The organism is Paenibacillus sp. FSL L8-0638 (assembly GCF_038593075.1).
Taxonomy (GTDB): Bacteria; Bacillota; Bacilli; order Paenibacillales; family Paenibacillaceae; genus Paenibacillus; species Paenibacillus polymyxa_D.
In genome coordinates, this window is record NZ_CP151960.1 from 2,855,250 (window position 1) to 2,881,929 (window position 26,680).

The 26,680-nt window shown below is 43.6% G+C and carries 18 protein-coding genes and 1 pseudogene; 13 read left to right on the forward strand and 6 right to left on the reverse strand.

Translation table 11 applies throughout. From position 1 onward, the window contains the following. The first annotated feature begins 71 nt into the window (after positions 1–71). The 12 genes and pseudogenes from MKY35_RS12355 (at position 72) to MKY35_RS12410 (ending at position 17,823) form a co-directional block, all read left to right on the forward strand. Entirely contained in the window at positions 72–2,168 is a 2,097-nt protein-coding gene (locus MKY35_RS12355) for a starch-binding protein (RefSeq protein WP_342446529.1), read from the forward strand. 221 nt (positions 2,169–2,389) lie between these two features. Next, positions 2,390–2,500: pseudogene (locus tag MKY35_RS12360) on the forward strand (hypothetical protein); the annotation flags it as partial. A 321-nt stretch (positions 2,501–2,821) separates the two neighbouring features. Next, positions 2,822–5,518, forward strand: a complete 2,697-nt coding sequence (locus MKY35_RS12365; RefSeq protein WP_342446530.1) for a sensor histidine kinase KdpD — start codon at positions 2,822–2,824, stop codon at positions 5,516–5,518. Then, the gene (locus MKY35_RS12370) at positions 5,511–6,218 is read left to right on the forward strand and encodes a response regulator transcription factor (protein ID WP_342446531.1); all 708 of its coding nucleotides are present in this window, start codon (positions 5,511–5,513) and stop codon (positions 6,216–6,218) included. The genes MKY35_RS12365 and MKY35_RS12370 overlap by 8 nt, the downstream gene beginning before the upstream one ends. A gap of 260 nt (positions 6,219–6,478) precedes the next feature. Beyond that, a complete protein-coding gene (locus MKY35_RS12375; protein WP_029515324.1) occupies positions 6,479–6,811 on the forward strand; it encodes a hypothetical protein in 333 nt (110 codons plus the stop codon). 544 nt (positions 6,812–7,355) lie between these two features. After that, positions 7,356–9,062 carry a histidine kinase gene (locus MKY35_RS12380; RefSeq protein WP_342446532.1) on the forward strand — a complete coding sequence of 569 codons (1,707 nt, stop codon included), beginning with the start codon at positions 7,356–7,358 and terminating at the stop codon, positions 9,060–9,062. A 2-nt stretch (positions 9,063–9,064) separates the two neighbouring features. After that, entirely contained in the window at positions 9,065–10,495 is a 1,431-nt protein-coding gene (locus MKY35_RS12385) for a response regulator (RefSeq protein WP_342446533.1), read from the forward strand. 23 nt (positions 10,496–10,518) lie between these two features. Next, positions 10,519–12,177, forward strand: a complete 1,659-nt coding sequence (locus MKY35_RS12390; RefSeq protein WP_342446534.1) for an extracellular solute-binding protein — start codon at positions 10,519–10,521, stop codon at positions 12,175–12,177. A 323-nt stretch (positions 12,178–12,500) separates the two neighbouring features. After that, positions 12,501–14,237, forward strand: coding sequence for a sugar ABC transporter substrate-binding protein (locus MKY35_RS12395; RefSeq protein WP_039274898.1), 1,737 nt, complete (start codon positions 12,501–12,503; stop codon positions 14,235–14,237). A gap of 62 nt (positions 14,238–14,299) precedes the next feature. Further along, positions 14,300–15,214 carry an ABC transporter permease subunit gene (locus tag MKY35_RS12400; RefSeq protein ID WP_039274897.1) on the forward strand — a complete coding sequence of 305 codons (915 nt, stop codon included), beginning with the start codon at positions 14,300–14,302 and terminating at the stop codon, positions 15,212–15,214. Positions 15,215–15,227: 13 nt separating this feature from the next. Then, positions 15,228–16,121: a carbohydrate ABC transporter permease gene (locus tag MKY35_RS12405; protein WP_342446535.1), complete on the forward strand. Its 894-nt coding sequence runs from the start codon at positions 15,228–15,230 to the stop codon at positions 16,119–16,121. A 64-nt stretch (positions 16,122–16,185) separates the two neighbouring features. Next, positions 16,186–17,823, forward strand: a complete 1,638-nt coding sequence (locus MKY35_RS12410) for an alpha-glucosidase (RefSeq protein ID WP_322252353.1) — start codon at positions 16,186–16,188, stop codon at positions 17,821–17,823. Between the two features lie 7 nt (positions 17,824–17,830). Here MKY35_RS12410 and MKY35_RS12415 read toward each other — a convergent pair whose 3' ends face one another. The 6 genes from MKY35_RS12415 to MKY35_RS12440 form a co-directional block, all read right to left on the reverse strand. Continuing rightward, positions 17,831–18,922, reverse strand: coding sequence for a GerAB/ArcD/ProY family transporter (locus MKY35_RS12415; RefSeq protein WP_342446536.1), 1,092 nt, complete (start codon positions 18,920–18,922; stop codon positions 17,831–17,833). Positions 18,923–18,950: 28 nt separating this feature from the next. Beyond that, positions 18,951–20,153, reverse strand: coding sequence for a Ger(x)C family spore germination protein (locus MKY35_RS12420; protein ID WP_342446537.1), 1,203 nt, complete (start codon positions 20,151–20,153; stop codon positions 18,951–18,953). A 9-nt stretch (positions 20,154–20,162) separates the two neighbouring features. Then, positions 20,163–21,779, reverse strand: coding sequence for a spore germination protein (locus MKY35_RS12425; protein ID WP_342446538.1), 1,617 nt, complete (start codon positions 21,777–21,779; stop codon positions 20,163–20,165). A gap of 183 nt (positions 21,780–21,962) precedes the next feature. Beyond that, complete coding sequence (locus MKY35_RS12430; protein WP_069011459.1) at positions 21,963–22,652, reverse strand: metal-dependent hydrolase; 690 nt, start codon at positions 22,650–22,652, stop codon at positions 21,963–21,965. Positions 22,653–22,761: 109 nt separating this feature from the next. Continuing rightward, complete coding sequence (locus MKY35_RS12435) at positions 22,762–23,397, reverse strand: FMN-dependent NADH-azoreductase (protein WP_342446539.1); 636 nt, start codon at positions 23,395–23,397, stop codon at positions 22,762–22,764. A 37-nt stretch (positions 23,398–23,434) separates the two neighbouring features. Further along, positions 23,435–23,818, reverse strand: coding sequence for a tautomerase family protein (locus tag MKY35_RS12440; RefSeq protein WP_342446540.1), 384 nt, complete (start codon positions 23,816–23,818; stop codon positions 23,435–23,437). 124 nt (positions 23,819–23,942) lie between these two features. Between MKY35_RS12440 and MKY35_RS12445 the strand changes: the two genes are divergently transcribed. Then, the gene (locus tag MKY35_RS12445; RefSeq protein WP_342446541.1) at positions 23,943–26,474 is read left to right on the forward strand and encodes an NB-ARC domain-containing protein; all 2,532 of its coding nucleotides are present in this window, start codon (positions 23,943–23,945) and stop codon (positions 26,472–26,474) included. Positions 26,475–26,680 lie beyond the last annotated feature (206 nt).

Sequence of the window (26,680 nt, forward strand, 5' to 3'; positions counted from 1 at the left end):
CCCTCTTTTATTTACTCCTAATCTCTCAAGAGAGGTTGGTTGTAAAATAAAATTTAAAAGGAGAGTTTAGTATGAGGAGGAAGACAAGCCCCATCTTGAGGCGTACCTGGAGTATCGTTCTATTTGTCGTATTGTTGTTGCAAACGATTGGCTTTACTCCCGAAGCACAGGCGAATGCCGATGTTCGGCAGTTAGGAGGTTCGGATGCGAAGCTATCGGCTGTCGCAAACTACGAACTCCCGGAAAGAACGAAGGATGGTCTTATTTTTCATGCGTGGAACTGGTCTTTTGACAACATCACCAGGAACCTTCCGGAACTGGCTCAGGCGGGATTTAAAGCGGTGCAAACTTCGCCAATCCAAGCCAGCAAGGAAGGGTTGACAGAAGGCAGCAAGTGGTGGATTTTGTACCAGCCCATCAACTTTAAAATCGGCAACTCTCAATTGGGAAGCAGGGATGATTTCAGACAGCTTTGCCAGGAAGCGGATAAATACGGCATAAGTATCATCGTTGATGTTGTCGCCAATCATACGGGGAATGCGGGCGGTGGAAATCAGCAGTATCAGCCGGCGCATAATGTTGATTCGGCGATCAAGAATAACAGCTATTTCTGGCATGAGGCCAGAGGTGTGGAAAACTGGAATGACCGTTGGCAAGTCACACAGTGGGGAATTGGTCTGCCCGACCTCAACACGTCTAATCAGGAATTGCAAGATATCATTATCGGCTTCCTGAATGACGCCATTTCCTTGGGCGCCGACGGCTTCAGATTCGACGCCGCCAAGCATATTGAGTTGCCCAACGATCCGGGGGGCTCCAACTTCTGGCCCCGGGTACTGGGTTCGTTAAACAATAAAGATAGACTGTTTAATTACGGAGAAGTGCTTCAAGGTGGAGCTGACAACTTTGCCGGCTATGCCAATTACCTCAGCTTGGCCGCCTCCAGCTATGGGGACAGTGTCAGAAGCGCCGTTGGTTATCACGGTGGCATCAATGTTGATGCGGCCAAATCTTTTAACGCCAATAATGTAAGCCCCTCCAAATTAGTTACCTGGGTCGAATCGCATGACACTTATGCCAACGACAACAGCGAATCGACGGGGTTGAACGATTGGCAGATCAAAATGGGCTGGGCAATCATCGCCTCCCGGGCGGAGACGACCTCTCTGTTCTTCAACAGACCGACAGGAGGTGGGAAATTTGCGAATCGGCTCGGCGATGCGGGGAATACGCTCTGGAAGGACCCGGACGTCGTTGCCATTAACAAGTTCCACAATGCCATGGTAGGTCAAGACGAATACATTAGGGCGCAAGGGAATCAAATTATGCAGGTTGAACGCGGAACCAAAGGCATGACGATTGTGAATCTTGGAGGCAATGCTCAAATCAACTCCCCTACCAGACTGGAGGACGGCGTTTACCAGAACAAGGCCAATGGCGGTGGATCGTTTACGGTGTCGAACGGCAGAATTACCGGCCATCTGGACGGAGGCAGGATCGCCGTATTGTATAGCGCAGCGCAACAAACTCCGTCAGTATCCGTCGATCCTGGGGAAGGAGCCTTCTTTGCAGATTCTGTTAACGTGAGAATGAACTATTCCAATGCAGACTCGGCAACCTACACTTTGAACGGGGGGCCGGTGACTCCGTTCAGTTCGGGAGATATGGTCAGCATTGGCGCTGGAACTCCAATCGGATCGACGTTTGTTCTGAAAATTGTCGCCGCCAATTTGTCCGGTCAAACAGAGAAGATGTTCAGGTATACGAAGGAGGAACCGAGCTCGGGCATGACCGTTCATTTCTACAAGCCTTCCGGCTGGGGAGCACCGAACATCTACTACTACGATGATTCCGTGACTCCGCTCAGGGAAGGCTCAGCTTGGCCGGGCGTGGCCATGCAGAATGAAGGCAACGGCTGGTATGTGTATAGAGCCCCGGACTGGACACAGGCGAAGGTCATATTCAACTCAAGTGGAAATCAGATACCCGGATCGCAAATGCCTGGATATGCCGTAAGTGGCGAGAGATGGATCAAGGAAGGACGGATTACTCCGCAAAATCCCAATGGGACAAAACCGACGGTTACGATCGATAAACCGGAAGGAACATTCCAAGGGGATAGTCAGGAGATCACGCTCAATTACACCGATGTCGACAGTGGTACTTAGAGACTGAACGGCGGTTTTTTACTACCGACCACAAACTAACGATAGGCACGGGTGATCTGCCCGGTGCCCGCTATACGCTGGAAGTGACAGCAAGCAACGCTATAGGGAAAACGAACAATAGCTATACTTTCCCCAAAGCACAAAGCACAGGCGAAGAGATCTTGACTTCCAAGAAAGAAAATACAGCTTGGTCGGGAGGTCCAGGGGAGCGGCTTGTATGAATTGCTTTTGGGAAACCTATCTCATTGCATGAATTCTTTTACCCGCTAATGCAAGGTTACGGCTCGGTCGTTTTGGAATGCAATATTGAGCTTGGCGGTTCAGATCAGCATTTGTCGAGGGACAAGAACATAGTCCTATTGAAAGTCGCTATTTTGGCGGCTTTTTTTGTTGTATAGGCTTTTTAAAAAAACTGAAACTTATTTAAGTTCGCACTTAGCCAGCTTGAGAAAGTTTTTTATATTATTTTGCTGCTATCCTTCCACTGAGAAAGCTAGTATAGAATCAGGATTTTGAGGCTTCTTTAAGGATGTTATTACATAAGAACGGATCTTAATACAATCTTAATGCTGTAGGCAAATTCGTAATACGGTACTGATTTTGCCCATGATATACTAAGGATTGAGAGATATATAATAGAGGGTGGGCACAGGATGGTAGCAAAACAGAACGATGCCGAGTCCATATTTGATCAAATTACTGACTTGCCGGTAAGGAAAAGAAGAGGAAGATTGAAGGTTTATGTTGGATATGCACCAGGTGTTGGGAAGACCTGTGCGATGCTTAGCGACGCCCACGAAGAGCAAAAAGAGGGTATAGATATCGTAGTTGGATATATTGAACATTATGCCCGGCCATACACTGCGGCGCTGTTGGAAGGACTTGAACTTCTTCCTTACATCAAAATTTCAAATAAAGAATCCTCAACTAAGGAATTTGAGCTGGACCAAGCGCTCCAGAGAAGCCCTGACCTTATATTATTGGACGATTTGGCCCATACCAACGCGGCAGGATGCCGACATAAAAAAAGATATCAAGATGTGGAGGAGCTTCTTCGCGCAGGAATTCATGTATATACGACGATGAATGTTCAACAGCTCGAAAGCCTAACGGATATTGTTTACTCCATTACTGGCATTTCCGTTGACGAACGCATACCGGACAGTGTATTTGACAGTGCTGATCAGGTGGAATTAGTCGATATTGAACCGGATGATTTAATAGGACGTTTGAATAGGGGAAAGATTTATCCTGAGGAGGAGAATACACAGGCTCATTTATTTACCAAGGAGAAGCTGACGGCTCTACGTGAAATTGCTTTGCGTAATACAGCAAGTCAGTTAAACCGAATTGCGGAGCAAATCAGTGAGCAGGCGATAACAAATGAATCTGATACGAAAGAACATATTCTGGTCTGCCTGCCTTCGGCTGCTTCCAATAAGAAAGTGATCCGAACAGCAGCAAGAATGGCGGCAGCTTTTCATGGTCATTTCACCGCGTTGTTTGTGGAAACACCAGAAGCGAGAGAATTGACATCAAAAAATAAAGCGGGGTTAAGGGAAAACCTTAGGCTGGCTGAGCAAATGGGTGCACAAATCGCAACGATGTATGGAGACGATATTCCAGGACAGATTGCCGAATATGTCAAAACAAGCCATGTATCGAAAATTGTCCTAGGACGCTCCCCTTACAAGAGGAGAGGGCTTGCAAAATCCAATGTAATGGATAAACTAACGGCCTTGCTTCCTAATATTGAAATCTATATTATCCCCTATACTCAGTCCTCCTTATATAAAAGATTGCCTTTTTACGAAAAATACCCAATGCTGTCGTTGGCAGATACTATCAAGACCATTGTTATCTTGGCTGTGTGCACAATTATTGGCTTGTGGTTTAAGTATTTGGAATTCCGAGAAGCTAACATTATCACCGTGTACATTCTAGGGGTTTTGTTAAATGCAATTGTGACCAAGGGCAGAATGTATAGCGCCATTTCTTCGGTTATGAGTGTACTTGTGTTTAATTATTTCTTTACCGAGCCTTATTATTCTTTACAGGCTTATGATTCAGGCTATCCGGTCACCTTTCTGGTCATGCTGGCTGCTTCTTTCATGACGAGTACACTAACTATGCGAGTAAGAGAGCAGGCTCGGCAATCCGCTCAAAAAGCTTACCGTACCGAGGTGCTTCTGGAAACAAGCCGGAAATTGCAACAGGCCAAAGACTCTCCGGCTATTATTAATGAAATGGCGCATCAAATGGTGAAGTTGTTGGACAGAATGGTCATTTTCTATTCAGTTGACCAAGGGGTACTGTTGGCGCCGCAGTTTTTTCCAAAGAAAGAATCTGCAGTTGATCCAGGGGTCTACACAGGAGGCAACGAACGTGCAGTTGCAGAGTGGGTATATAAAAACAACAAGCGTGCAGGAGCAACGACGGATACTTTTTTTGGCGCTAAGTGTCTATATCATGCGGTGCGTGGAGGAGATCAGGTTCTTGCGGTGGCAGCTATTGTAATGGATGAGGAAGAACCTTTAGAAGTTTTTGAAAATAGCCTAATGCTTGCCATGTTGGGAGAATGCGCGCTGGCGCTGGAGAAAGAAAAACTGAACGAAAGACAACAAGAGATCTCCATGCAAATCCAGCAGGAGCAACTCCGTGCCAGTCTGCTTCGGTCCATTTCTCATGATTTACGCACTCCTCTTACCAGCATCTCAGGCAATGCGGGGATTCTTCTTGGAAACTCAGAGGTACTAAACGAGGAACAAAAAAAGGGTCTATATACGGATATATATGACGATTCCATGTGGCTGATCAATTTGGTAGAAAATTTGCTGTCCATTAGTCGAATCGAAGGTGGTACTCTAAATCTTAATTTTCAGGCAGAATTAATGGAGGAAGTCATTTCGGAGGCTCTGCTTCATGTGAATCGCAACAGTGTAAAGCATGTCATTCAGACGGAATTGGATGATGAATTGATGATGGCTCGAATGGACTCCCGACTTATTGTTCAGGTATTGATCAATATGATTGATAATGCAATCAAGTATACCCAAGATGGCTCTCACATCACGATTTCCGCAAGACACGAAAGACATATAGTCGTTGTAGAAATCTCAGATGATGGCCCCGGTATTTCTTCAGAAGAAGTCAAGGTCAGACTGTTTGAGATGTTTTATACGGCAGACAACATTCATGGGGACGGACGCCGTGGATTAGGGCTGGGGCTTTCTCTGTGCAAATCAATTGTGAATGCTCATGGAGGTACTATTGGTGTTAAGGACAATGTCCCTAAAGGGACGAATTTTTATTTTACCTTGCAAGCTGAGGAAGTGAATGTTCATGAATAAACCTTTTATCCTTGTTGTGGAGGACGATAAACCCATCCGCAAGCTGATTACGACAACCCTGGAGACACAGGGTTATAAATATCATACGGCTGAAACAGGGGAAGCATCGATTTTAGAAGCAGTATCCAAGCAGCCGGACCTAATGATTCTGGATTTGGGGCTGCCGGATATGGACGGTGTAGATATCATAAAAAAGCTTCGTGCATGGTCGAATATGCCTATTATCGTGGTCAGCGCACGCAGCGAAGATCGGGATAAAATAGATGCGCTGGATGCCGGAGCGGACGATTATCTAACAAAGCCCTTCAGTGTAGAAGAACTGCTGGCCAGACTTCGAGTCAGTTTACGAAGAATTCGAAATGACAGTGATAAGCTCCTGAAGGATGCTTCCAGCTTTATTAATGGAAATTTGAAAATTGATTATGCAGCAGGATGCGTATGGATTGGTGAAGAAGAAATTCACCTGACCCCAAGCGAATATAAACTGCTTTGCCTGCTGGCAAAACATGTAGGCAAAGTACTGACCCATAATTTTATTCTGCATGAAATCTGGGGCAACCACAGCTATGACATTCCTGCCCTGCGTGTGTTTATGGCAACGCTGAGAAAAAAAACAGAAAAAACATCATCACAAACTAAGTTTATTCAAACACATATCGGAGTTGGTTATCGTATGCTTCAGGTTGGGGATGATGGCTAGGTAATAATATTATAATGATGTAATTAGAGATCATGCTCTTTTGGAGCATGGTCTCTTTATTTTTTCATCTGTCATCTAAATCTTAAGGTGATCTTTATACCTATATGAAAACCCTAATCCTAAACTAATGGTGAAAATGTTACGCTGAATTCGGAAGTAGAGAGGATAAGGAGGTTTGGCATGTGAGATGGGCACTCCCATGTTCGTCTGTTTCATCGGCTAAGCTGTCAAATGAGTGGAAAGGGAAAGAGGTATGGGGAATGAATGAAATTTTAACAATTGCGGGTCTGATCTCAATTGTGCTGGCGGTGCTGTATTTCGTTAAAAAAATATATGATTTTATCGATTTGCAGAAGGTGACACGGAAGGATATCTATGAGAACTATGATATCTATAAAGCAGCTCAGAAGTTTGCTCTCGGTACACCTGTCGATGAGATCAGAGAAATCCTGACAAACAGCTATGAGTTAGACGATAACCAGGTTGAAGAGACAATGCTTTTGGCTCTTCCCCATCGGCACGATACCGATGGTGGTTATCTTGCCTTTATCAAGGCTGTAAATCGGGTGCTGGAACAAGAGGTTTACAGCTAAACGTTAGTAAGAAGGAAAAATATGAATCGTTAGGCCGCGTTACTGGTGTTTGCTCCCAATTTGCCAGAGAACAATTCCTACAAGTGCTGAGTGAAGGAGAGAAATTATTTGTTGCTTTGGCATCCAATCCTGATCAACAACAACATTTGTAAGAATTGGGAGTAGAAAATGTTATTGAAAGCTTAGAAGGCTTATTCCACTTGTTGAAGACGGAGTGAGTCTTTTTTACATGCAGAAAATTCAACTACAATAAGCAATTAAAAACGGCAAGTCGATGTATGCAAAGAGGAAGAGAGAATAAGTTCTATGAATTCCATGAAAGCGTTTGACATATTTGAATATCAATCTATAATTATGAACAGAATTGGACCTCACCGAGATGGAAGTATCCTGATTTTTTCAATCTGAATCGGATTAAGATCGCCAATTTTCAAATAGGTCGCTGCCTATGAGGAAGACGATAATTGATAGAGCTGTTATTCATAAACAGCAAGCTCATAACCTGGGGCTTGCTCTTTCATTTACCTAAGGAGAATGGGTCGGAATGACACTTAAAAAAAGAATCTTTTTATTGTTTTTTCTCAGCGCATTTATTCCCTTTATCAGTATATTTGCAATTTCTTACTATACCATTGATTCCATTTTTGCGAATAAAATCAATGATGGAATTAGGAGCAATCTACAGCAGGTAACTTCATCACTGGAAAATTCAATTACCAACCTGAATCATGTTACTCAGCAATTATCCTATAGTGGTACATTAGGCAAAAAACTGGATGAAGTCTTGAAGCCTTCCTCCAATATATTTGAATTGATTGAGGCTAGAGATGAATTAAAGAATGAGTTAAATGTCGTAACGTTTACTAATCCGAATATAGGTCTGACCTTATACTATTTCCAGAAAGAAGGCACTACACAGTTCGCTAACTTTCCCATCAAAGATCGTTTTTCTCCCGAGTCTTTGCCTGTGCTTTCCAAATCATATGGCATTGCGTACTATGGTCCCCATATGAGTATGAACCGATTTGATGATCAGCTTGTTTTATCTGCTATGCGAAAGGTACAGCTGCCTCAAAGGGACGATGTATATATTTACATCGAATCCGGCTTTCGTCTTACACAGGATATACTGGGTTACAATCAATACAAAGGAGCTTTATCGCATTTAATCCTGAATGGTGAGGGCAACATTGTTTACAGTGAAATTCCAGAAGCGATGAAGGTCGGAGAGAATTTTTCCAGCATATCGAAAGGTACTGCAAAAGATGGAATATCCCGTGATTACCATTGGTTTAAGGAGGACTCCAGTCAGAACTGGAGCGTCATATCGGTAATTTCGCAGGCTAAGTATCAACAGGAGAAAAACCAGTGGTTGCTTCAAATATTACTGGTCGCTTTATTTTTTCTCGGCTTTACCGTATTTCTGGCTTGGCTTCTGTGGAAGATGGTTTACAAACCATTAGGTCTGTTCCATTCGGAAATTAACGGAATGTCTCAGAATCCACAAAAGGCAGGCAGCCAGACCCGCACTCAAATTCCCGAGTTTGATTTTCTGTTGGGGGAATTCTCAAATATGCAGCATCAAATCGGCGACCTGTTCAAGGAAGTGCAGCAGAAAGAGAAGATTCGTGCAGATTTGGAAGTGGAAAAATTGTTATATCAGATCAATCCTCACTTTCTGATGAATACGCTGGATACTGTGCACTGGCTGGCCGTCATGAAAGGACAAGGGGAGATTGACAAGTTGGTGCAATCCTTAAACAAGCTGTTGTATTACAATTTGGGTAAATTAGGGCAAGTATCCACGATGGAAGAGGAAATTGATGCGCTAAGACAGTACCTAATCCTGCAGCAAATTCGATATGACTTTGAATTTGACGTACGTATTTCAGCGGATGATCAAGTGCTTCAAATACCTGTGCCTCGTTTTATTTTGCAACCGTTGGTTGAAAATTCACTTTATCATGGACTGAGTGACGAAGGTTTTATTCAAATTGAAGTTACACTTGCCAAAACGCTGAATATTTTAATACAGGATAATGGAGCAGGCATGACCGAGGAAGCGATTCAAAGACTTCTGAATAATCGTATAACTGAACATAAAAAAGTAGGGATGGGCATTGGACTCAATTATGTCCACCGCATGTTGAGGGCACAGTACGGAGATCAAGCACAACTGGTGATCGAAAGTGAATTGGGTACAGGGACAAGTATACTGCTCATACTTCCTATCAAAGGAGAAGATGTCTGAGGATGATTAAGGTATTGATAGTGGATGACGATAAATTAGTACGAAAAGGAATAAGCTCTGCGATGCCGTGGAACGAGTTCAATATGGAGGTTGTAGGAGAAGCAAGTAACGGGTTGAAAGCACTGGATTTTCTGAAAGCCCAACCGGTCGATCTGATGTTGACCGATCTCGCGATGCCGGTGATGTCGGGTATTGAACTGATGCGAGCTGCAAGGCAGCTCTATCCAGAACTACATATTGTCGTATTAACACTGCATCAAGATTTTGATTATATCCAGGAAGCGCTCAGACTTGGAGCCATCGACTATATAGCCAAAGTTCAGCTCGAGAAGGAGCAATTCGAACACGTGCTGCATCGAATACATGCTCGGATTGACGAGCTGGCGAATACAAGACGAAAGCTGCCTCTGCTAAGTGAGACCAATGTCCATTATCGCCATGTGTATGCACTTGTTTCACTGGATCGCAAGTCAGGACAGAGCTGGCCGATTGAACTGACATCCAATGTAGACGAGATCCGATGGGAGGTTGAACGGAACTGTTGGATGTGGACGGCACCCATGGACGTAGAGGATCAGCTGTTCCATAAACTGAAGGAATCCCTGGATCAAGTTCCCCAAGGCGCCTTGCTGGTTATATCCGATGTACAAGACCGAACATGGTCGCAAATCCAAGACTGGATTATGAATTATACAGAAACGTCCTTATTCTATGCATACAACCCTTATGATCCTGTCATTGCCGTTTCGATGGATGTGGAGGACTCTTTTCCAATAGAACCGAAGGATGAAGACATGGATCGTATTAAGCAAAGTTGGTTCCTATCACCATGGACCCACAACGATAGTTACTACAACCAACTGATCGAACAGCTCAAATCACTAAGACTGCATAAAGGCCAGCTGATGGGATTGCTATACTCTATAGTTATGGAGTGGAATCACCTTTTTGCCCAGACTACGCTGGGTAGAATCTCAATGATCCATTCTTTTCAATCCTGGTACGAGGTAGAAGAGTGGATCAAGCAGACCTCTGAGGGCATTCGTAAGTCAGATGAACAGACTTCGTATTCACAGGAAATTGTAGACGCCGTGAAAAAAGCGATTATGATCATGCACAATGATTTGGACCAAGCTTTTACAGCTTCAGGTCTGTCCCAGCAACTGAACATCAGCCGAAGCTATTTCAGTCAATGCTTCAAGGATCTGATGGGGAAAACCTTTAATGAGTACTCCCGATTTATACGAATAGAGAAGTCTAAAGAGTATTTATTGAATACAAACAACACGATTTTCTGGATTGCGGAGCGAGTGGGTTATACGGATGAAAAATATTTCAGCCGAATTTTTCGCGAATTGACAGGCCTGCTGCCAAGCGAATATCGACACCTCGGCAGAGGGGATAAATTGCGTACTCTCCCAGATGACCAATAAACCGGGCGAAAGAGGGGAAAGCGATGATTAAGAAGATGGCTGCATGTGTTCTTGTCGTCAGCTTAATTGCAGTGACCGTATATTTCAGCAAACCATACTTCCGGGAATCGCCAATGGGACCAACGAAAACAATCTCGGACACTGCCGCTGCCGATCCATTTGGGAAATATGAACATCCCATTTCCATCCGACTGGGATATGCGGTAGACCCAACAGGCGCGGATCTCTCTGGAGGAGAAACACTTGAGAAGAATATATGGAAAACGGTGATTAAACAAAACCTTAACATTGATGTCCAGGTATTATGGCAGGTATCGAAGGAAAATCTGAGTCAGAAAATCGATCTGGCTATCGCCAGCAATGATCTGCCGGATGCCATGATTGTAAATCAGCTGCAGCTGAACGAGATGATCAAGGCTGGAGAAATTGAAGATCTAACCGAGGCATACAATAGCAGCGCATCACCGGAAATAAAAAAAATTATTGATAGCACAAACGGATTGGCTATGGAACAAGTGACCTTCGCTGGCAAGATAATGGCTGTTCCTTCTGTGACAGCGGAAGACTTCAGCATGCTCTGGATTCGACAGGATTGGCTGGACCGTCTTGGACTGAAGCCACCGAAAACGGTAGATGATCTAGAAGCTATCGCCAAGGCCTTTGTGGAGAATGACCCAGATGGAAACAGTAAGCGGGATACGATTGGCCTTGCTTCAAGCACTGGACTGTATAACGATTTCAACAACAGTGCTTTTTCTTTTGATCTAACGCCAATCTTCGCAGCATATGGATCTTTTCCGGGATATTGGCTGAGCAAAGATGGAAAACCTGTATACGGTTCGGTTCTACCGGAAACGAAGGACGCCTTGGTCAAACTGCGTGAAATGTACGCCAAAGGCCTTCTCGATCCAGAACTGGGTCTCCGCAAAGAAGCGGAAGAAACAGTTATTAACGGTCAGGCGGGGATGTTCTTTCAAGGTTTCTATGCTGGGTACTGGCCCCTTCCGAGCGCTTGGCAGAACGAGCCGGAGGCGAACTGGCAAGCATACGCACTCCCACTGGATGCAAACGGTGCATACCATGTAAAGGTGGATAATCCGTCAAGTTCATTCTTGGTGGTACGAAAAGGATATGCTCATCCCGAAGCGATCATTAAAATTAACAATCTGTACCTTCGTGATGAGTTCAAGTACGGTACGCGTTTTATGCTGGGCCGCAATTTCTTAGCTCCGGCAGATGAAGCACGATTTGAAACAAAGGCCGCGCAGGATATTCTGATGGGAACCAAAACACCCGCCGATTTCAAGGACAAGTCTGAATACAAATTGCTGGAAAATTTGGTTTCGACAATAAAACAAACCAAATTGAAGCCTTATGATCAATATGGTATTTCCTATTGGAATGAACACAGCAACAGCTTTATGCGGGGTTATTCGCTTCTAGTAGGCGGAAGAAATTTTTTCGATCCAAACATCCATAAAGTTCGAAGCCTTACCTATATACGAACTCCAACGGTGGAGAAGGCTTGGGGTGAACTATCAAAACTGGAACATGATACATTTTTAAAAATTATTTTAGGCGCTGAACCGACCGATTCATTTGATCAATTTGTCGAGGAATGGAAGGAACAAGGGGGCGATCAAGTGACTGTGGAGGTGACTGCACTCCATAACCATCGCTGAAGACCATCATGAATGGGATACGATAAATTCTATAAGACACTTTTATAATTCCATTAATCAAGCCGACGATTCCTGTTTCAGGAGCTGCCGGTTTTTTTGTTCTTCACTTTGATTAGTAAGTAAGGATAGACAAATGTATGTCGGTAGGTAGGATAAATGCTTACAAGCCAACTTTGGCTTTTTGATCCCGAATGAAACCGCATACATTTCTCTATCCAAACAGACGTTCAATCCCTATCTCGATTTGTCTTCTCCGAGCTTTATAATGAAAGCGCAAACAACAATGATAGAGAAATATTCAGAACGAAGGGGAATCGAATGTGATGAGAACTAAATGGTTCATAAAAAGCAAATTGTTGACGAGACGTCTGGCTGCGCTGTCGATGTCTGCCCTGGTGATTTCAACCCTTGCAGCCTGTGGGGGCTCTTCCAACCCTCCCACTGCGGAGGAAGCGGGCAAGTATGAGGCAACACCGGGAGACCCATTCAGTGCCTATAAAGACGAAATAACCGTAACGATGGGGCGTGTGACTACAGCCAACCCGAAACTGCCGGCTGGAGATACGTATGAGAACAACGCGTATACTCGGCTGGTCAAAGAAAAGTTTAACGCTAAGATTAAAGACCAATTTGAAGCCAACGGAGAAGATTACAGCCGTCAGGTTTCTCTCGCTATCGCCTCTGGAGAACTGCCTGACATGATGCGTGTTGATTCCAAGGATGAACTCAAAGAACTGGTTGATAATGATCTGATTGAAGATATGACGGAAATTTACAAGCAGTATGCCACAGATAACATCAAGAACATATACGACTCTTATGAGGGCCGTGCATTGGACAGTGCGACGATAGATGGACGTTTAATGGGACTTCCGGCTACTTCCCTAGATTCCGCGCCAACCATGGTCTGGGTTCGTCAGGATTGGCTGGATCTACTGGGAATCCAACTTGACGCAGACGGAGACGGGGCCATCAAACTGGATGATGTGGAGAAAACGGCCGAGGAATTCTTGAAAAGAGATCCTGGCCAATCCGGGAAACCGGTAGGTATTCCCTTTGTGAACACCCTGAATACAAGTGACTATAATGGTTCTGCCTATACCATGCTCGGAGTTGCCTCCACCAAGGGTGCATTCCCTCAATACTGGTTGAAGGGGAAGGACGGCAGCATTGTTTATGGCTCGACAACTAAGGAAACCAAGCAGATGTTAGGCGTCATGGCAGATTGGTTCAAGAGAGGTCTCATCGACCCGCAATTTGGAACACGCACATTTGATGATATTACGGCACTGTACACCAACGGTCAAAGCGGCATTGCTTTTGGACCATGGCATATTCCTGACTGGGGTCTGAGCAGCGTGAAGCAGATGGATAAGAATGCGAAATTCACGGCTTACACTTTGGAGGATGCAGACGGAAAGGTAAACGTGGCACACGCCAATCCAGCCAATCAGTTTATCGTTGTGAGAAAAGGATATGAACACCCGGAACTCGCCGTTAAAATAGTAAACCTTTTCTACGATAAATTGGCAAATGATAAAAATGTGGAAACATCTATGCCAGAAGCCGCCAAGTATCAAGAGAACGGCGTAGACGGTTCTACCAGACCTTTTAATATTGAAGTCAACTCGGCTACCTCGCTGCTGGATGATTACTCTGATATTGTTCGCGGGATTAAAGGGGAGATTAGTTTGGATCAGGTCCGGACGACAGAATCAAAGAACAATATTAAAAGTATTCAAACCTACTTGAGCGATATGGATACGGATAACGTAACAGCCTGGGCGAAATATCACTCGCGTATCAACGGAGTGGGACTCATCGACAAACTGACACGGGAAAACAAATTCGTTTGGATGACACCCGCTTTCTCTGGCACTACACCAAGCATGAAACAGACATGGGCTAATCTGACTAAGATGGAGCAGGAATCTTTCATCAAAATCGTGACTGGTGCAGAATCTCTGGATTACTTCGATACTTTCGTTAGCAATTGGAAGAAACAAGGTGGTGACCAGGTAATTCAGGAAATTGAAGACGAGGCTGCATCCGAAAAATAAACAATCATGAACTGCTAGAAGGGCTGCGATAAGCAGCCTTTCTTCAGGAAAGGGGTCCATCCATGAAACAGGGAAATGAGAGAGCAAAAGGTCGCTTGGGCACGGGTGCCATGTATCATTTGATGATGCTTCCGGGGATTTTATTTTTACTGGTATTCAGCTATGTTCCGATGGTCGGTGTCATTACGGCGTTTCAGGATTATATACCAGCCAAGGGGATGTTTGGCTCCAAATTTGTAGGGCTGAAGCATTTTATTTATATGTTTAAACTGCCGGACATCGCACAGGTTTTTAGTAATACGTTGGTGATTGCCATTGCCAAGATTCTATTGGGAACAATGATGGCTATCATTTTTTCCATCTTGTTAAATGAGATCCGCATCAAATTCGTTAAAAAATCCGTACAGACAATTGTTTATCTGCCACACTTTCTATCCTGGGTAGTTCTAGCATCCGTGGTTGTTAACATGTTCAGTTTGGATGGAATTGTGAATCAAATTTTGGCTTTTTTCGGTCTGGAGAATATTAATTTTCTCGGCAGCAACACCTGGTTCCAGCCGCTGATTATTGGAACAGACGTGTGGAAGGAGTTCGGTTACAGTTCCATCGTCTATTTGGCTGCAATTACTTCGATTGATCCGGGTCTGTATGAAGCGGCAGGAATGGATGGAGCCAGCTGGTGGAGAAAAGTATGGCATATTACATTGCCAGGTATGCTGCCTATTATCCTGCTCATGGGAGTGATGAGTCTGACCAATATTTTGAGTGCCGGCTTCGATCAAATTTATAATCTGTATAATCCGGTTGTCTATGAATCGGGAGATATTCTGGATACTTATGTATATCGGATTGGACTCGTTGGGCGACAGTATAGCTTCGGTACGGCTGTTGGCCTGTTCAAGTCAGTGATCGGTATTGTTTTGCTATTGTCCGCCAACCATTTGGCCAAGAAATACACCGACCGAAAAATATTCTAAGGAGGCAAAGCCTATGCCGTATTCTGTAAGCCTAAAAGATCGAATTGGCCGGTTTGTCATCAATACCATCGTCATATTGCTGGCATTGATCTGCCTTCTTCCTTTATGGAATATCGTTGCGATTTCATTCAGCAGCAGCGAGGCCGTGTCAGCTAATGCTGTAGGTCTCGTACCGGTCAATTTTACAACAGCAGCGTATACGAAAATTATTGATGATGCTCAGTTCTGGCGTTCCTTTGGCATATCTGTTCTACGTGTTGTGCTTACACTTATTCTCAACATGATTCTTATTATTTTAATGGCATACCCGCTCTCCAAGTCGAAAAGGGAATTTAGAGGCAGAAACATTTATATGAATGTCATGATTTTTGCCATGCTGTTCAGCGGCGGGATGATCCCGAGTTATCTACTGATCAAAAACCTCGATATGCTTAATACAATTTGGTCGCTTGTTCTGCCGGGTGCGGTCCCTATATTCAGTGTCATCCTTGTCATGAACTTCTTCTCTGCTGTACCTAGGGCGCTAGAAGAAGCAGCATTCATCGATGGGGCGAATCCGCTCCAGGTCCTGTTCAAAGTGTATGTTCCCGTGTCCATCCCTGCGCTGGCGACGGTAGCACTATTCAGTATCGTGGGAACGTGGAATGATTTCTTCAGCGGTTTGATCTATATGACCCAAGTCAGCAATTATCCGCTAATGACTTATATTCAGTCCCTTAACGTGAACATTGCGGAACTTCTTCAATCCGGTACCAACTCAGCACAACTCAGCAACTTGACTGAAATTTCAAACAAAAATTTAAATGCGGCCAAAATCGTAGTCGCTGTCATCCCGCTGCTGCTGATTTATCCGCTGCTTCAAAAATATTTTGTGACTGGAATTGTTGTAGGATCGGTAAAAGAGTAATTATATGCTGTGACTTGCTTAAGATAAAAATACTATTTGTGTATTGGAAGGGTTGTAATGAACAATGGAAAATAAAAATTGGTGGAAAGAAATCGTTGTATACCAGATATATCCACGGAGCTTTCAAGATAGTAATGGTGATGGAATCGGCGATTTGAAAGGAATTGTTTCCCGTCTGGACTATTTGCAGCAGCTTGGTGTCGGTGCAATTTGGCTATCACCAGTTTGTAAATCCCCTCAGGATGATTTTGGTTATGATATTTCGGACTATCGGGATATTGATCCGATGTTCGGGTCTTTGGATGATATGGGGATGTTAATTGATGAAGCTGGGAAGCGTGACATTCGAATCATAATGGATTTGGTGTTGAACCATACTTCCGATGAGCATCCCTGGTTTCAAGAAGCAAAAAAAAGCAAAGAAAATCCGTACCATGACTATTATGTCTGGAGAGATGGCGTTGAAGGAATGCCACCAAACGACTTGGGTTCCATCTTTGGTGGTTCAGCTTGGGAATGGGTACCCGAGATAGGGCAATATTATTTACATCTTTTTTCTGTAAAACAGCCGGATCTCAACTGGGAAAACCCAAAAGTCCGACAAGAGATTTACGAAATGATCAATTGGTGGATAAGCAAGGGTGTAGGCGGTTTTCGACTTGACGTAATTGACTTAATCGGAAAAGAACCAGATTTGAAAATTACCAGCAACGGTCCGAATCTGCATAAGTATATCAGGGAACTCAGCAAGGAGACGTTTCAAAAAGCTGGAGACCTGCTGACGGTTGGAGAAACATGGGGCGCTACGCCAGAGATCGCCAAATTGTATAGCAACCCGGACGGCAGTGAGTTCTCAATGGTATTTCAATTTGAACATATTAGTTTGGACGAACAAGAGGGGAAAGGGAAGTGGGATCTTAAGCCTCTAGATTTTCTAGAATTAAAAAAAGTGTTGTCTAAATGGCAGACAGAGCTGAAGGGGGATGCCTGGAACAGTTTGTTTTGGAATAATCACGACTTACCCCGAATCGTTTCTCGTTGGGGAGATGACGGAGAATACAGGATAGAATCGGCTAAAATGTTGGCAACCCTTCTTCATGGCATGCGAGGCACACCATACATTTATCAGGGGGAAGAATTAGGAATGACGAATGTTCAATATCCAATTGAAGACTATCGGGATATTGAGTTACTAAATTTCTACAAAGATAGAATTGAGAAAGGATACCCTGAAGATAAAGTTATGGAGTCAGTCTTTGCAAAGGGGCGTGATAACGCTCGAACACCAATGCAGTGGGACGCTTCCGACAACGCTGGTTTTACATTAGGGAACCCTTGGATTAAAATAAACCCGAATTATAAGGATATCCATGCACAAGAAAGTTTAAATAACCCTGAATCCATATTCCATTATTATCGGAAACTAATCCGATTAAGGAAAGATCATGAAGTGATCATATATGGGGATTATGAGCTGATGTATCCCGAGAATAAGGATTTGTTCGCTTACACTCGAACGCTGAAAGGAGCCAAACTACTTGTAGTATGTAATTTTCAAAAATACACAACCCATCTCCCACTTCAGAAAGAGCTGGCAGAGACTAAGCAGTTGCTAATATCCAATTATCCAAATAACATGTCTGAAATAGAAATGCGTCCTTATGAAGCGAGGATGTACCTTATCGATACACTCCATAAATGAAAAGGTCTCAGCTTTTTAGATTTCTTTTTTTGATGACAATAACCACAAATAGTAACAAAGGGAGGAGAATTTGAAAAATAGGAAACCAGGAATTAAGAACAAATTTTCGACCGATTACCATGTGATGAGTATAGTTAGGCGACAAAAAAGAAAGCCCGTAAATAAGTGCAGCAAGGGGAAGAATCCATTTTTTAAATCCGACTCCAGTTATTTTTTCAAGTCCTATCACTGCACCGTTAAAAAATAAAGACATTTTGATGATCAAGCCAAGAAAAAGAAGCAAGGTGAAAAGGGCATCCATTCGTTCGAACAGATCTGCTAATTCAATCAACTGAACGGCTTCCAAAAGAGGAAGTGTGCTATTAGCGGCGATCTTGGGTCCGAGAACAAAAATCTCCAATTGATTAACAAATGTTAGAGCAAGTGCGGTCATTATATAGGCAAAGAAAACTGGTTTTGTGAGATTCCGGCCTTTATGTACAAGCGGATAAAATACAAGAAATAACACAGTTTGTCCGAATGGAAAGGAGATAAGCTCAGGAATAGCGGCTTTAAATATGGGTTTCCATCCTTCCTCTAAAACTGGAAGGGAATTTTCCAAGTGAAAGAGACCAGTTGCCGGAATTAATATACTAATTATGGCGTATCCAAGTACAAAAAAAGGGAAAAGGAACAAGCAAAATAAGAACAATGCTTTGTAGCCGTAACGAACCGTGTTGGATACAACCACGATTGTGATCAAGATGATGATCCACAAAGGGGTTTGGCGGAGCAAAGTCATTACTGTCACCTCACCTAAATCGCGTATGTTCCGAGAAGCTTCATATGTAAAATACAGCACAAAAAGTAAATTGATGAGTGTACCCACATATTTCCCAGTGTAACGGCGAAACAACATGAACAAATCTAATTCAGGATCTTGATGGTGAATAACAAGATGGAGCTTTAGCAGAAGTAGTCCTGCTAAAGCTCCTATCAACATGACTAACCAAGCATCTTGATTTGCTTCAGCCCCCATTAAAAATAAAGTTGTACTTCCAACTTCAAATAAAGACATACAAATGATCAACTCGGATACTCGGATTGTATTTTGACGCATGGCTTCAATTCACCTCTCCCTGTTTATCTCATTTCAACAGTTCGTTAAAAGATTTTTCGAATAATCCTGGACGTGCAAGCTTCATTTTTACATCTATTTTTATATCCATGTTTGCTAACTCTCCAGGCCACGTCTCTTTTATTTTTTTCCAGTCTTTTGGATACTTGTGATGAATTTTATTTCCAATACCGATAAGATCGATATTCTTTTGCTGTAAGGCTTTCCAGCCTTCCTGAATTTGCAATCTGATCGTTTCTGCTGCTTGCATCTGCAATTGATGTGTACTTTGCATATTTTTCATTTCTCTTTGGGAAGAGGCTGACAGAAGATCACCGGTAGCTTTAACGTCAACGTTTAGGTAATAATGATTTAAATTCTTGATTGGCGTAACCTTAATCTTGGCTTTCCGGATGAGGAAAGCGGACGTAACATTCCCATCTACATAGTTTACAGTAGTGTTTTTAATCTGGTTGTTTAACCATGAAACCCCCATACTTTCCTTTTCATTTAGGAAGTCGACTCTCTTGTCTTTCTGAAAAATGCTTAAACCCGATAACTTGAGTTTATTTTTGGCGGAGGTTTCCTTGAAAACATCAACAGAGTCTAGTTTCTCCGGCTCGGAACCCTCAAGAGATATTTCGGGAACTCCGGCTGCGCCACTATCGGAGCTAATTTTCGAAATAAATTCATACATGGATATTGCGGGGTAAATTGATCCTAATTTGCTATCTCTTTCTATAATCTTTTCTAAAGCTTGACCAGGAATTTTCTCTGGTGGTACAAGTTTTTTTAAAAAATCACGAGCCTCTCCGTTGGCAATGAATACTTTTACAGTTTCTCGTGAATCAAGGTTGCGGAGGTAAATATCAATAATCTCTTCAATGCCTTGTTCTGCTGCTTTTTTTCCAATAACGAGTATATTATTTTGGGCAAAATATAGTTTACGCGGGTATTCCAGGCTACTCTTCGTAACGGTTTCTCTCAATGTTTTTCCATGTGTAGAAAAGGTATGTACAGCGCTTTGCGATGCCCCGGTGGAAGAACCACCTGATCCAGTCGTCATGGCTGATGGAATTATGATTTGATAGGTATTGGTCCAGTCGCCCTTATGTCCATCAATTCCAGTTGCTGTTGTGATGGCTAATTCGTTCAATTCTGTACGATCTACGCACCCTGTAAGTAATAACCCTGCAATAAACAGAACATAACTAACTCTTAATTGCCGCACCATTGATCTCTCCTATTTTTGGGTATCAGACTTGTCATTATTTTTGATTTCATCCGAACTAGCAGGGTATTGGTGAGCTGCCTGTCTTGTCTGGTTATGGCCTGATTTTTCGCTAGGTCTGGTTTTCATAGCCCACCACGGAGCTCTGATGATAAGGTCCTTCATATTAGATTTAAAGGTGGGGCTGTAGGGCACAAAATAATCAACTCCGAATGATTTGAGAGATACAAGATGAATAAGAAGGGGGATAATTCCTATCAGAATACCGAATAAGCCCAGAGCCCCCGCCAGTAGCATAAGTGCAAAACGCAACAACCTGACGGCTGAAGCCATACCAAAATACGGGATGACAAAGTTCGATATAGCAGTAAAGGCAACAACGATAACCATTGCACCTGAGACCAGTCCGGCTTGCACCGCTGCCTGCCCGATAACCAGAGCTCCTACAATGGAAACGGCTGGTCCGATGACCCGTGGCATTCGCACACCTGCTTCACGAATCACTTCAAACATCAATTCCATCATTAATGCTTCAATTAATGCAGGAAAAGGAGTGCCTTCCCGTTGAGCCATCAGCGTAATTAACAGCGTGGTGGGGATCATTTCCTGTTGGAAAGTCGTCAAGGCTATAAATAGAGAGGGAAGCAACAATGAGAGTAGAAAAGATACCACACGAAGAGCCCTTAAAAAAGTTGAAATGTCATATCTCTGGTAGTAGTCTTCGGCCGTTTGAAAGAAATTAAAGAAGGTTACAGGTGCAATCAGAGCGAATGGCGTCCCATCAACCAGAACAGCTACTTGTCCGTCTAAAAGGCTACCTGCGACTGTATCCGGACGCTCTGAGTTTAGCATGGTGGGAAAGAGACTAAGTGGTTCATCCTGTATGAATTCTTCGATATAGCCACTTTCAAGTATGCTATCTGTATCAATGGATTGAAGCCGTTTCGTAATTTCGCGTATTACTTCTGGATTAGCGACATTTTCAATGTAAGCTAACATGACTTTGGTTTGAGTATATCGTCCAATAACGTGACTTTCAAATTTAAGGTCAGGTGTCCGCAATTTTCTTCTGATCAGTGTAATATTGGTTGAGACATCCTCCGTAAATCCTTCTTTAGGACCCCGTACTACGGTCTGAGTACTGGGTTCCTGAATAGCCCGTCTTACTCCGCCTGCGATGGAAACTGCCAAAGCATAGTTGTTTCCGTTGATGACAATGACAGCATTCCCGGAGAGAATGGCTTGATATACCTCATTTTGCGTATGTATCATTTGAATATTTCCTGCTGGAATTGTCTTCTTTAATAGAGAGACCGTGCTATTTTCACCAAGCTTAGATGATAATTCAGAGAGTTTTTCTGTAATTAAACCTTCCATTAAATCGGAAAGTAAGTTTTGATCAATTAATCCCTCGATATAACATACTGCGAGATGAACGACATGGGCAGGATTTTCGGAAAAATTACGAATGACAAAATCAGGACCTTGTCCGAGTTTCGATTTGAGTAAAGACAGAGTTTGGGGCAATGACGGATTAATGGGGTCAGATGTTTGCTGATTGGACTTTTCACTATCTTGTCTACGACTTCTTTCCGGTCTCAGAACGTTTCTAAACCAACCTAACAACACAAGTTAACCCCCTTGCTTTATTGATAAAGCATATTTTATCCTCTAAGACCTAAAATATACTTCTTAAGACCAGTTGATTCCTAAGTTAACCATTAAAATATAAAAAATCAAAAGCGGGCGCCGTCCAACAGAGGAGAGCGCCCGCTTTTGATTTTTTGGAAATAACTAAATTCAACTAGCAGGTCAGGGAATCAACTCGAGCCCTTCTCCCGGTTCCAACACTTTCCCTACCCCTTCCTTTAGAAGCGAAGCGAAGTAGTGAGGGTCTTGTTTGATATGCGGGAACGTATTGAAATGGATCGGCACAACTTGTTTCGCTTGAAGCCATTCAGTTGCCAGCGCAGCATCCTCTGGACCCATAGTATGGTTGTCTCCGATCGGCAGAAATGCCAAATCGATATTGCTGAGTTCTCCAATCACCTTCATATCGTAGAACAAACCTGTGTCTCCTGCGTGGTAAATCGTTCTGCCTTCTGCTGTGAACAGAATCCCTGTAGGCATTCCCGTATAGATGATGGTTTTAGTCTCCAGATTTACAAGACTTGAGCTATGAAAAGCCTGGGTTAATTTCACTTTTCCAAATTCGAATTGATAAGCTCCCCCAATGCTCATGGCGTGGGTTCGTACACCTTGCCAACTGAGAACATCCGCAAGCTCTGCTGATGCGATTACCAGCGCGTCATTTCGTTTTGCAATTTCCACAGTATCTCCAACATGATCCCCGTGTCCATGAGTCAGAAGGATTACATCAGCCTGCACGTCGGCTGCTTCCAGATCGGTGTTGGAGTTGCCTGTAATAAAAGGATCAATAAGAATAATTGTGCCATGGGTTTCGATTTTTACAACCGAATGTCCATGATAAGATACTTTCATTTTTCTTCCCCCTTGGTCAAATCGGTGATGCCGGGTTTATTCGGATTAACGCGATGTAACAAACCATAGCCACGATATTGACTAATCTCCAATCGTTATCGAAATTCTCTTAGAAATTCTTCGCAGCATTGCGCGCTTTTTCGATTGCTTCGGCTTTGATTTGGGGAGCGCAGTCTCCCGCCGTGGATAGACCTTCCACAAACAGGCTATCAAAGTCTGTTACGCCGACAAAATTCAAAACAGTCTTCAAATGACGGCTTCCATTCTCGCGTTCCGCCACAGGACCTTCCGAATAGATGCCGCCGCTAGCTTGAATGTGGAATGCTTTTTTGTTATGCAGCAGTCCAACGGGGCCATTCTCCGTGTATTTGAATGTTTTGGCTCTGACGCAAAAGGAATCAATGTATGCCTTCAATACCGGAGGGTAAGAGAAGTTCCACATGGGTGTAACGAACACGTACTTGTCCGCACTGACAAACTCTTCGAGCAAATGATCCAGTTGGGTCAATTTTTCTTGCTGCACGGCAGTCAATTGATCAAACGATGCTCCCGTTTGAAGCTTGCCCCATGCCTCCAATACATCTGCATCGATATGCGGAATGTCTCGTTGATACAGATCTACGTGCACAATCTTATCTTCTGGGTGACTTTCTTGATAGGCTTGTACAAATTGCTCGCCAACGGAAAGGCTGTAAGATGCTTCAGGATTACCAGGATGCGCAGTGATATAAAGAATAGTCGACATAATTATATTTTCTCTCCTTCTTATATAAAATTACGATTTAAACAATAAAAGGGGCGATGCCGTTGCCATAAGACCAGTTGTCTTTCGTGACTTCAATTAAATTGATAAAAACATCCTCGGTTCTAATGTTGCACTGCTCATGCAGTTGTTCAGCTAATGCCGCATAGAACTCTTTTTTTACTTCAGACGATCTGCCGACATTCAAAATGATTTGAACAATGAGAAATCCATCGCTTCTTTCAATGTCCAGACAGTTTGGATCAAAGTTGAAGTTCTCTCGGTTGTGTTCCTCGATAATCAAAAAACGATCATTTTCAAGCACTTGCAGTTTGTCCACGATCGTTTGCGAGACGACCTCTTTAATACGGGCTTTAGCTTCGCTCGAACGTCCTTCCAACGTGACGATACGCGTTAAAGGCATGTAGATTACCTCCTCTTTTTGTTGATATGCTTTATTCTATCTGTTAAAATCCAGAACACGAATGTACATGAGTTCGTGTTAGTTCGTGTCAGAGATGCTCAAACTATTGAAGCCAGGTGATAAGATGGAAGACGAAAAATCTTTGAAAGATTGGCCCCATGATTGGATTAAAAAAATTCGTTCCAGGCCCGCTAGACATAACCTTTCCAAACGAACACGGCAAGTTGACTTGGCAAGGCAAGTTGGCGTCGATCCACGAACCGTTCAACAGTGGGAGAACGGAGATCGTCTTCCCAGCGTTGGCAGCCTCAAACGTTTGATTCAAGTCTTTTTGGAGGAAGGACTCTTCCTGGAGGGAGCCCAGCGGAAAGAGGCTGAGGAGCTTTGGCTTGCAGTAAAACGCTTTTCGGAAGTGCGCTCTGCAACAAAACGGGAGTTTCCGGATTTTGATGTCACTTGGTTTGAAACCGTTGCTTCGTTCGAAGGTTCCGCGCAGGAAGGTCGGGTTGCCACGCAAGCCGTTTCACTTGCAAGGCAAAGTCAGTTACCGAAGCCTCATTCTCTCTTTATAGGAAGAAGCCAATCCATGGCTGACCTGAAAGAACAGCTGAAGTTCCATTCCCTTGTGTCAATCGTAGGACCCGGAGGGATAGGAAAAACATCTCTTGCTGTTCGAGTCGCTTCAACGCTTGCTGAAACGTATCCGGACGGTATTTGGATGTTCGAATTCGGCGCCGTAAAGGATCATCATTTTTTGGGCCAGTATCTGTTATCCACTATGGGACTGCAAAATCAAGGGAATCGAACGGATCTCCAAACCATATTAGATGTAATCTCCGAGAAAAGAATGATGTTTATTTTCGACAACTGCGAACACATCATTGATGCATGCGCGGCTTTAGCTGAATCACTCCTGATGGCTGCGCCAACACTAAGCATCATGGTCACGAGCCGAGAAGCCTTGAACATTTCGGGGGAATACGTCTATCGGATTCCCCCGTTATCCTTTCCAGGTGAGGAGTATTCGCTGGAGGTGCTTTCGGAAGAAGAAATCAAGGAATTTGAAGCCGTGCAACTGTTTATGGAACGTGCGCTTTTGGTTGCTCCTAAGCTTCAGCCCACGCTGGCAAACTTGCAGCTTGTAGGTGCCATATGCAAAAAATTAGAAGGAATTCCGTTAGCCATTGAGCTTGCGGCTTCCCGAATGAGTATGTTGACATTAGAACAGATGGAAGAACGTCTGGCGAGTCTGCTGACATTGTTGACTGCTGGAAAACGAAATGCTGTGCCTCGGCAAAAAACGTTGAAATCTACAATCGATTGGAGCTACGATCTACTAACCGGCAAGGAGCAACTGCTTCTGAGAAGGCTCAGTGTATTTTCGGGAGGGTTTACGTTGGAGGCAGTGGAGCGGATCTGTAGCTGCGAACCCGCATTGCCCATCCGTGATGATAAACTTGCTCGGGAAGATATGCTTGATCTGTTATCCGGACTGGTCAACAAGTCACTCGTCTCAATCGAAACCAGTGATGACTACCGCTACATCCGTTATTTCATGCTGGAAGCCATTAAGGAATATGCTGGCGAGAAGATGCGGGAAGAAACTGACGGCCGTAACAGACATGTTCTTCTTGAACGTCATGCTCAATATTACAGCCAAATTTTGAATCGTGCCGAGGCCAAGTTCAGGACTCGCGAGCGTGATGCCTGCCTTGATGAAGTGAGACGAGAATATGCAAACCTGCGCTCAGCCATGCAATGGTGTTATCAGAATGATGCACATGCCAACTCAATTGGATTTCATATGGTTTCAAACCTTTACTGGTTCTGGCTTCATGAAGGCAGATTAAAGGAGGGGATTTTTTGGCTTAATCGTTTTCTGGAAAGTACCGTTCATAAAGAACTGCCTGGTGGAGATTTTGCCAAAGCATTGCATGGGCGGGGCGTCATTCAATTGGTTCAAGGAAACGTTGAAGAAGCCATGGTTTCAGCTGCATGCAGCGTTGAGCTCGCCCGTGATCTGAACCATTCTGCACAATTAGCCTCTTCTCTTCGTCTCATGGCATTTATTCATATCAACCAGCTACTTTTGAAAGATGCCGAGCCTCTCGTTAAGGAGAGCGTTGATATTGCCAGGAAAACGAAGGACATGTGGAATTTGGCGGCTTCGTTGCATGCTTACGGAAAGTTAAAGCTGGAACAAAAGGAGTATCATGAAGCATCCATGCTTCTGAAAGAGAGTGTGTACTTCTTCGAATCGGTTCAGGATAAATGGGAAGTATCCGGTCCGTACGAAAGCCTCGGTTATGCTGCCTTGAAACTTGGGCAGACCGATCAATCCATTGAATGCTTCAAAAAAAGCATTGCGATCAGCCAAATTTACAAAGGGACATGGATTCTCTCTCGCGGAATAGAAGGGCTGGCTATAGCTTTATGGGCAAAGAAGGCTTATCCAGAAGCGGTCATCCTTCTGAGTGCTGCTGAGAAATGTCGCGAAAGCTTCGGAGGTGCTGCCGTTCCGAATTTTCCCGTGGAGCATAATGCAGTGCTTCTTGATCTTCAACATGTTTTAATTGAACAGGAAATGCGCGATATTTGGAACAAAGGAAAGAGTCTAACGAAAGACCAGATTCTCGCATATTCTTTAGAAACTTAGGTGTGAAAGCCTCCCTGAAAATCTGATCGTCCAAACGATGGACAGCCTCATTGACAACACGAACAAGGTGATAGTACAAAGAAACCGTTCCTTTCGTAAATGGTGGGTCGCACTTCCATTTACCAAGACGGTTTCTTTTTGTTTTACATCTTTGAGAAAAGCGGTCTTCCTGTGGGGTATGCAGTTTATGAACGACCAATAAAAGC

What these genes read in the sequence shown, in the direction of transcription:
- MKY35_RS12390 (WP_342446534.1), top strand. Translation starts at nt 10,519, where the DNA reads ATGATTAAGAAGATGGCTGCATGTGTTCTTGTCGTCAGCTTAATTGCA.
- MKY35_RS12355 (WP_342446529.1), top strand. Translation starts at nt 72, where the DNA reads ATGAGGAGGAAGACAAGCCCCATCTTGAGGCGTACCTGGAGTATCGTT.
- MKY35_RS12375 (WP_029515324.1), top strand. Translation starts at nt 6,479, where the DNA reads ATGAATGAAATTTTAACAATTGCGGGTCTGATCTCAATTGTGCTGGCG.
- MKY35_RS12400 (WP_039274897.1), top strand. Translation starts at nt 14,300, where the DNA reads ATGAAACAGGGAAATGAGAGAGCAAAAGGTCGCTTGGGCACGGGTGCC.
- MKY35_RS12445 (WP_342446541.1), top strand. Translation starts at nt 23,943, where the DNA reads ATGGAAGACGAAAAATCTTTGAAAGATTGGCCCCATGATTGGATTAAA.
- MKY35_RS12435 (WP_342446539.1), bottom strand. Translation starts at nt 23,397, where the DNA reads ATGTCGACTATTCTTTATATCACTGCGCATCCTGGTAATCCTGAAGCA.
- MKY35_RS12420 (WP_342446537.1), bottom strand. Translation starts at nt 20,153, where the DNA reads ATGGTGCGGCAATTAAGAGTTAGTTATGTTCTGTTTATTGCAGGGTTA.
- MKY35_RS12370 (WP_342446531.1), top strand. Translation starts at nt 5,511, where the DNA reads ATGAATAAACCTTTTATCCTTGTTGTGGAGGACGATAAACCCATCCGC.
- MKY35_RS12430 (WP_069011459.1), bottom strand. Translation starts at nt 22,652, where the DNA reads ATGAAAGTATCTTATCATGGACATTCGGTTGTAAAAATCGAAACCCAT.
- MKY35_RS12395 (WP_039274898.1), top strand. Translation starts at nt 12,501, where the DNA reads ATGAGAACTAAATGGTTCATAAAAAGCAAATTGTTGACGAGACGTCTG.
- MKY35_RS12380 (WP_342446532.1), top strand. Translation starts at nt 7,356, where the DNA reads ATGACACTTAAAAAAAGAATCTTTTTATTGTTTTTTCTCAGCGCATTT.
- MKY35_RS12440 (WP_342446540.1), bottom strand. Translation starts at nt 23,818, where the DNA reads ATGCCTTTAACGCGTATCGTCACGTTGGAAGGACGTTCGAGCGAAGCT.
- MKY35_RS12415 (WP_342446536.1), bottom strand. Translation starts at nt 18,922, where the DNA reads ATGCGTCAAAATACAATCCGAGTATCCGAGTTGATCATTTGTATGTCT.
- MKY35_RS12365 (WP_342446530.1), top strand. Translation starts at nt 2,822, where the DNA reads ATGGTAGCAAAACAGAACGATGCCGAGTCCATATTTGATCAAATTACT.
- MKY35_RS12410 (WP_322252353.1), top strand. Translation starts at nt 16,186, where the DNA reads ATGGAAAATAAAAATTGGTGGAAAGAAATCGTTGTATACCAGATATAT.
- MKY35_RS12385 (WP_342446533.1), top strand. Translation starts at nt 9,065, where the DNA reads ATGATTAAGGTATTGATAGTGGATGACGATAAATTAGTACGAAAAGGA.
- MKY35_RS12405 (WP_342446535.1), top strand. Translation starts at nt 15,228, where the DNA reads ATGCCGTATTCTGTAAGCCTAAAAGATCGAATTGGCCGGTTTGTCATC.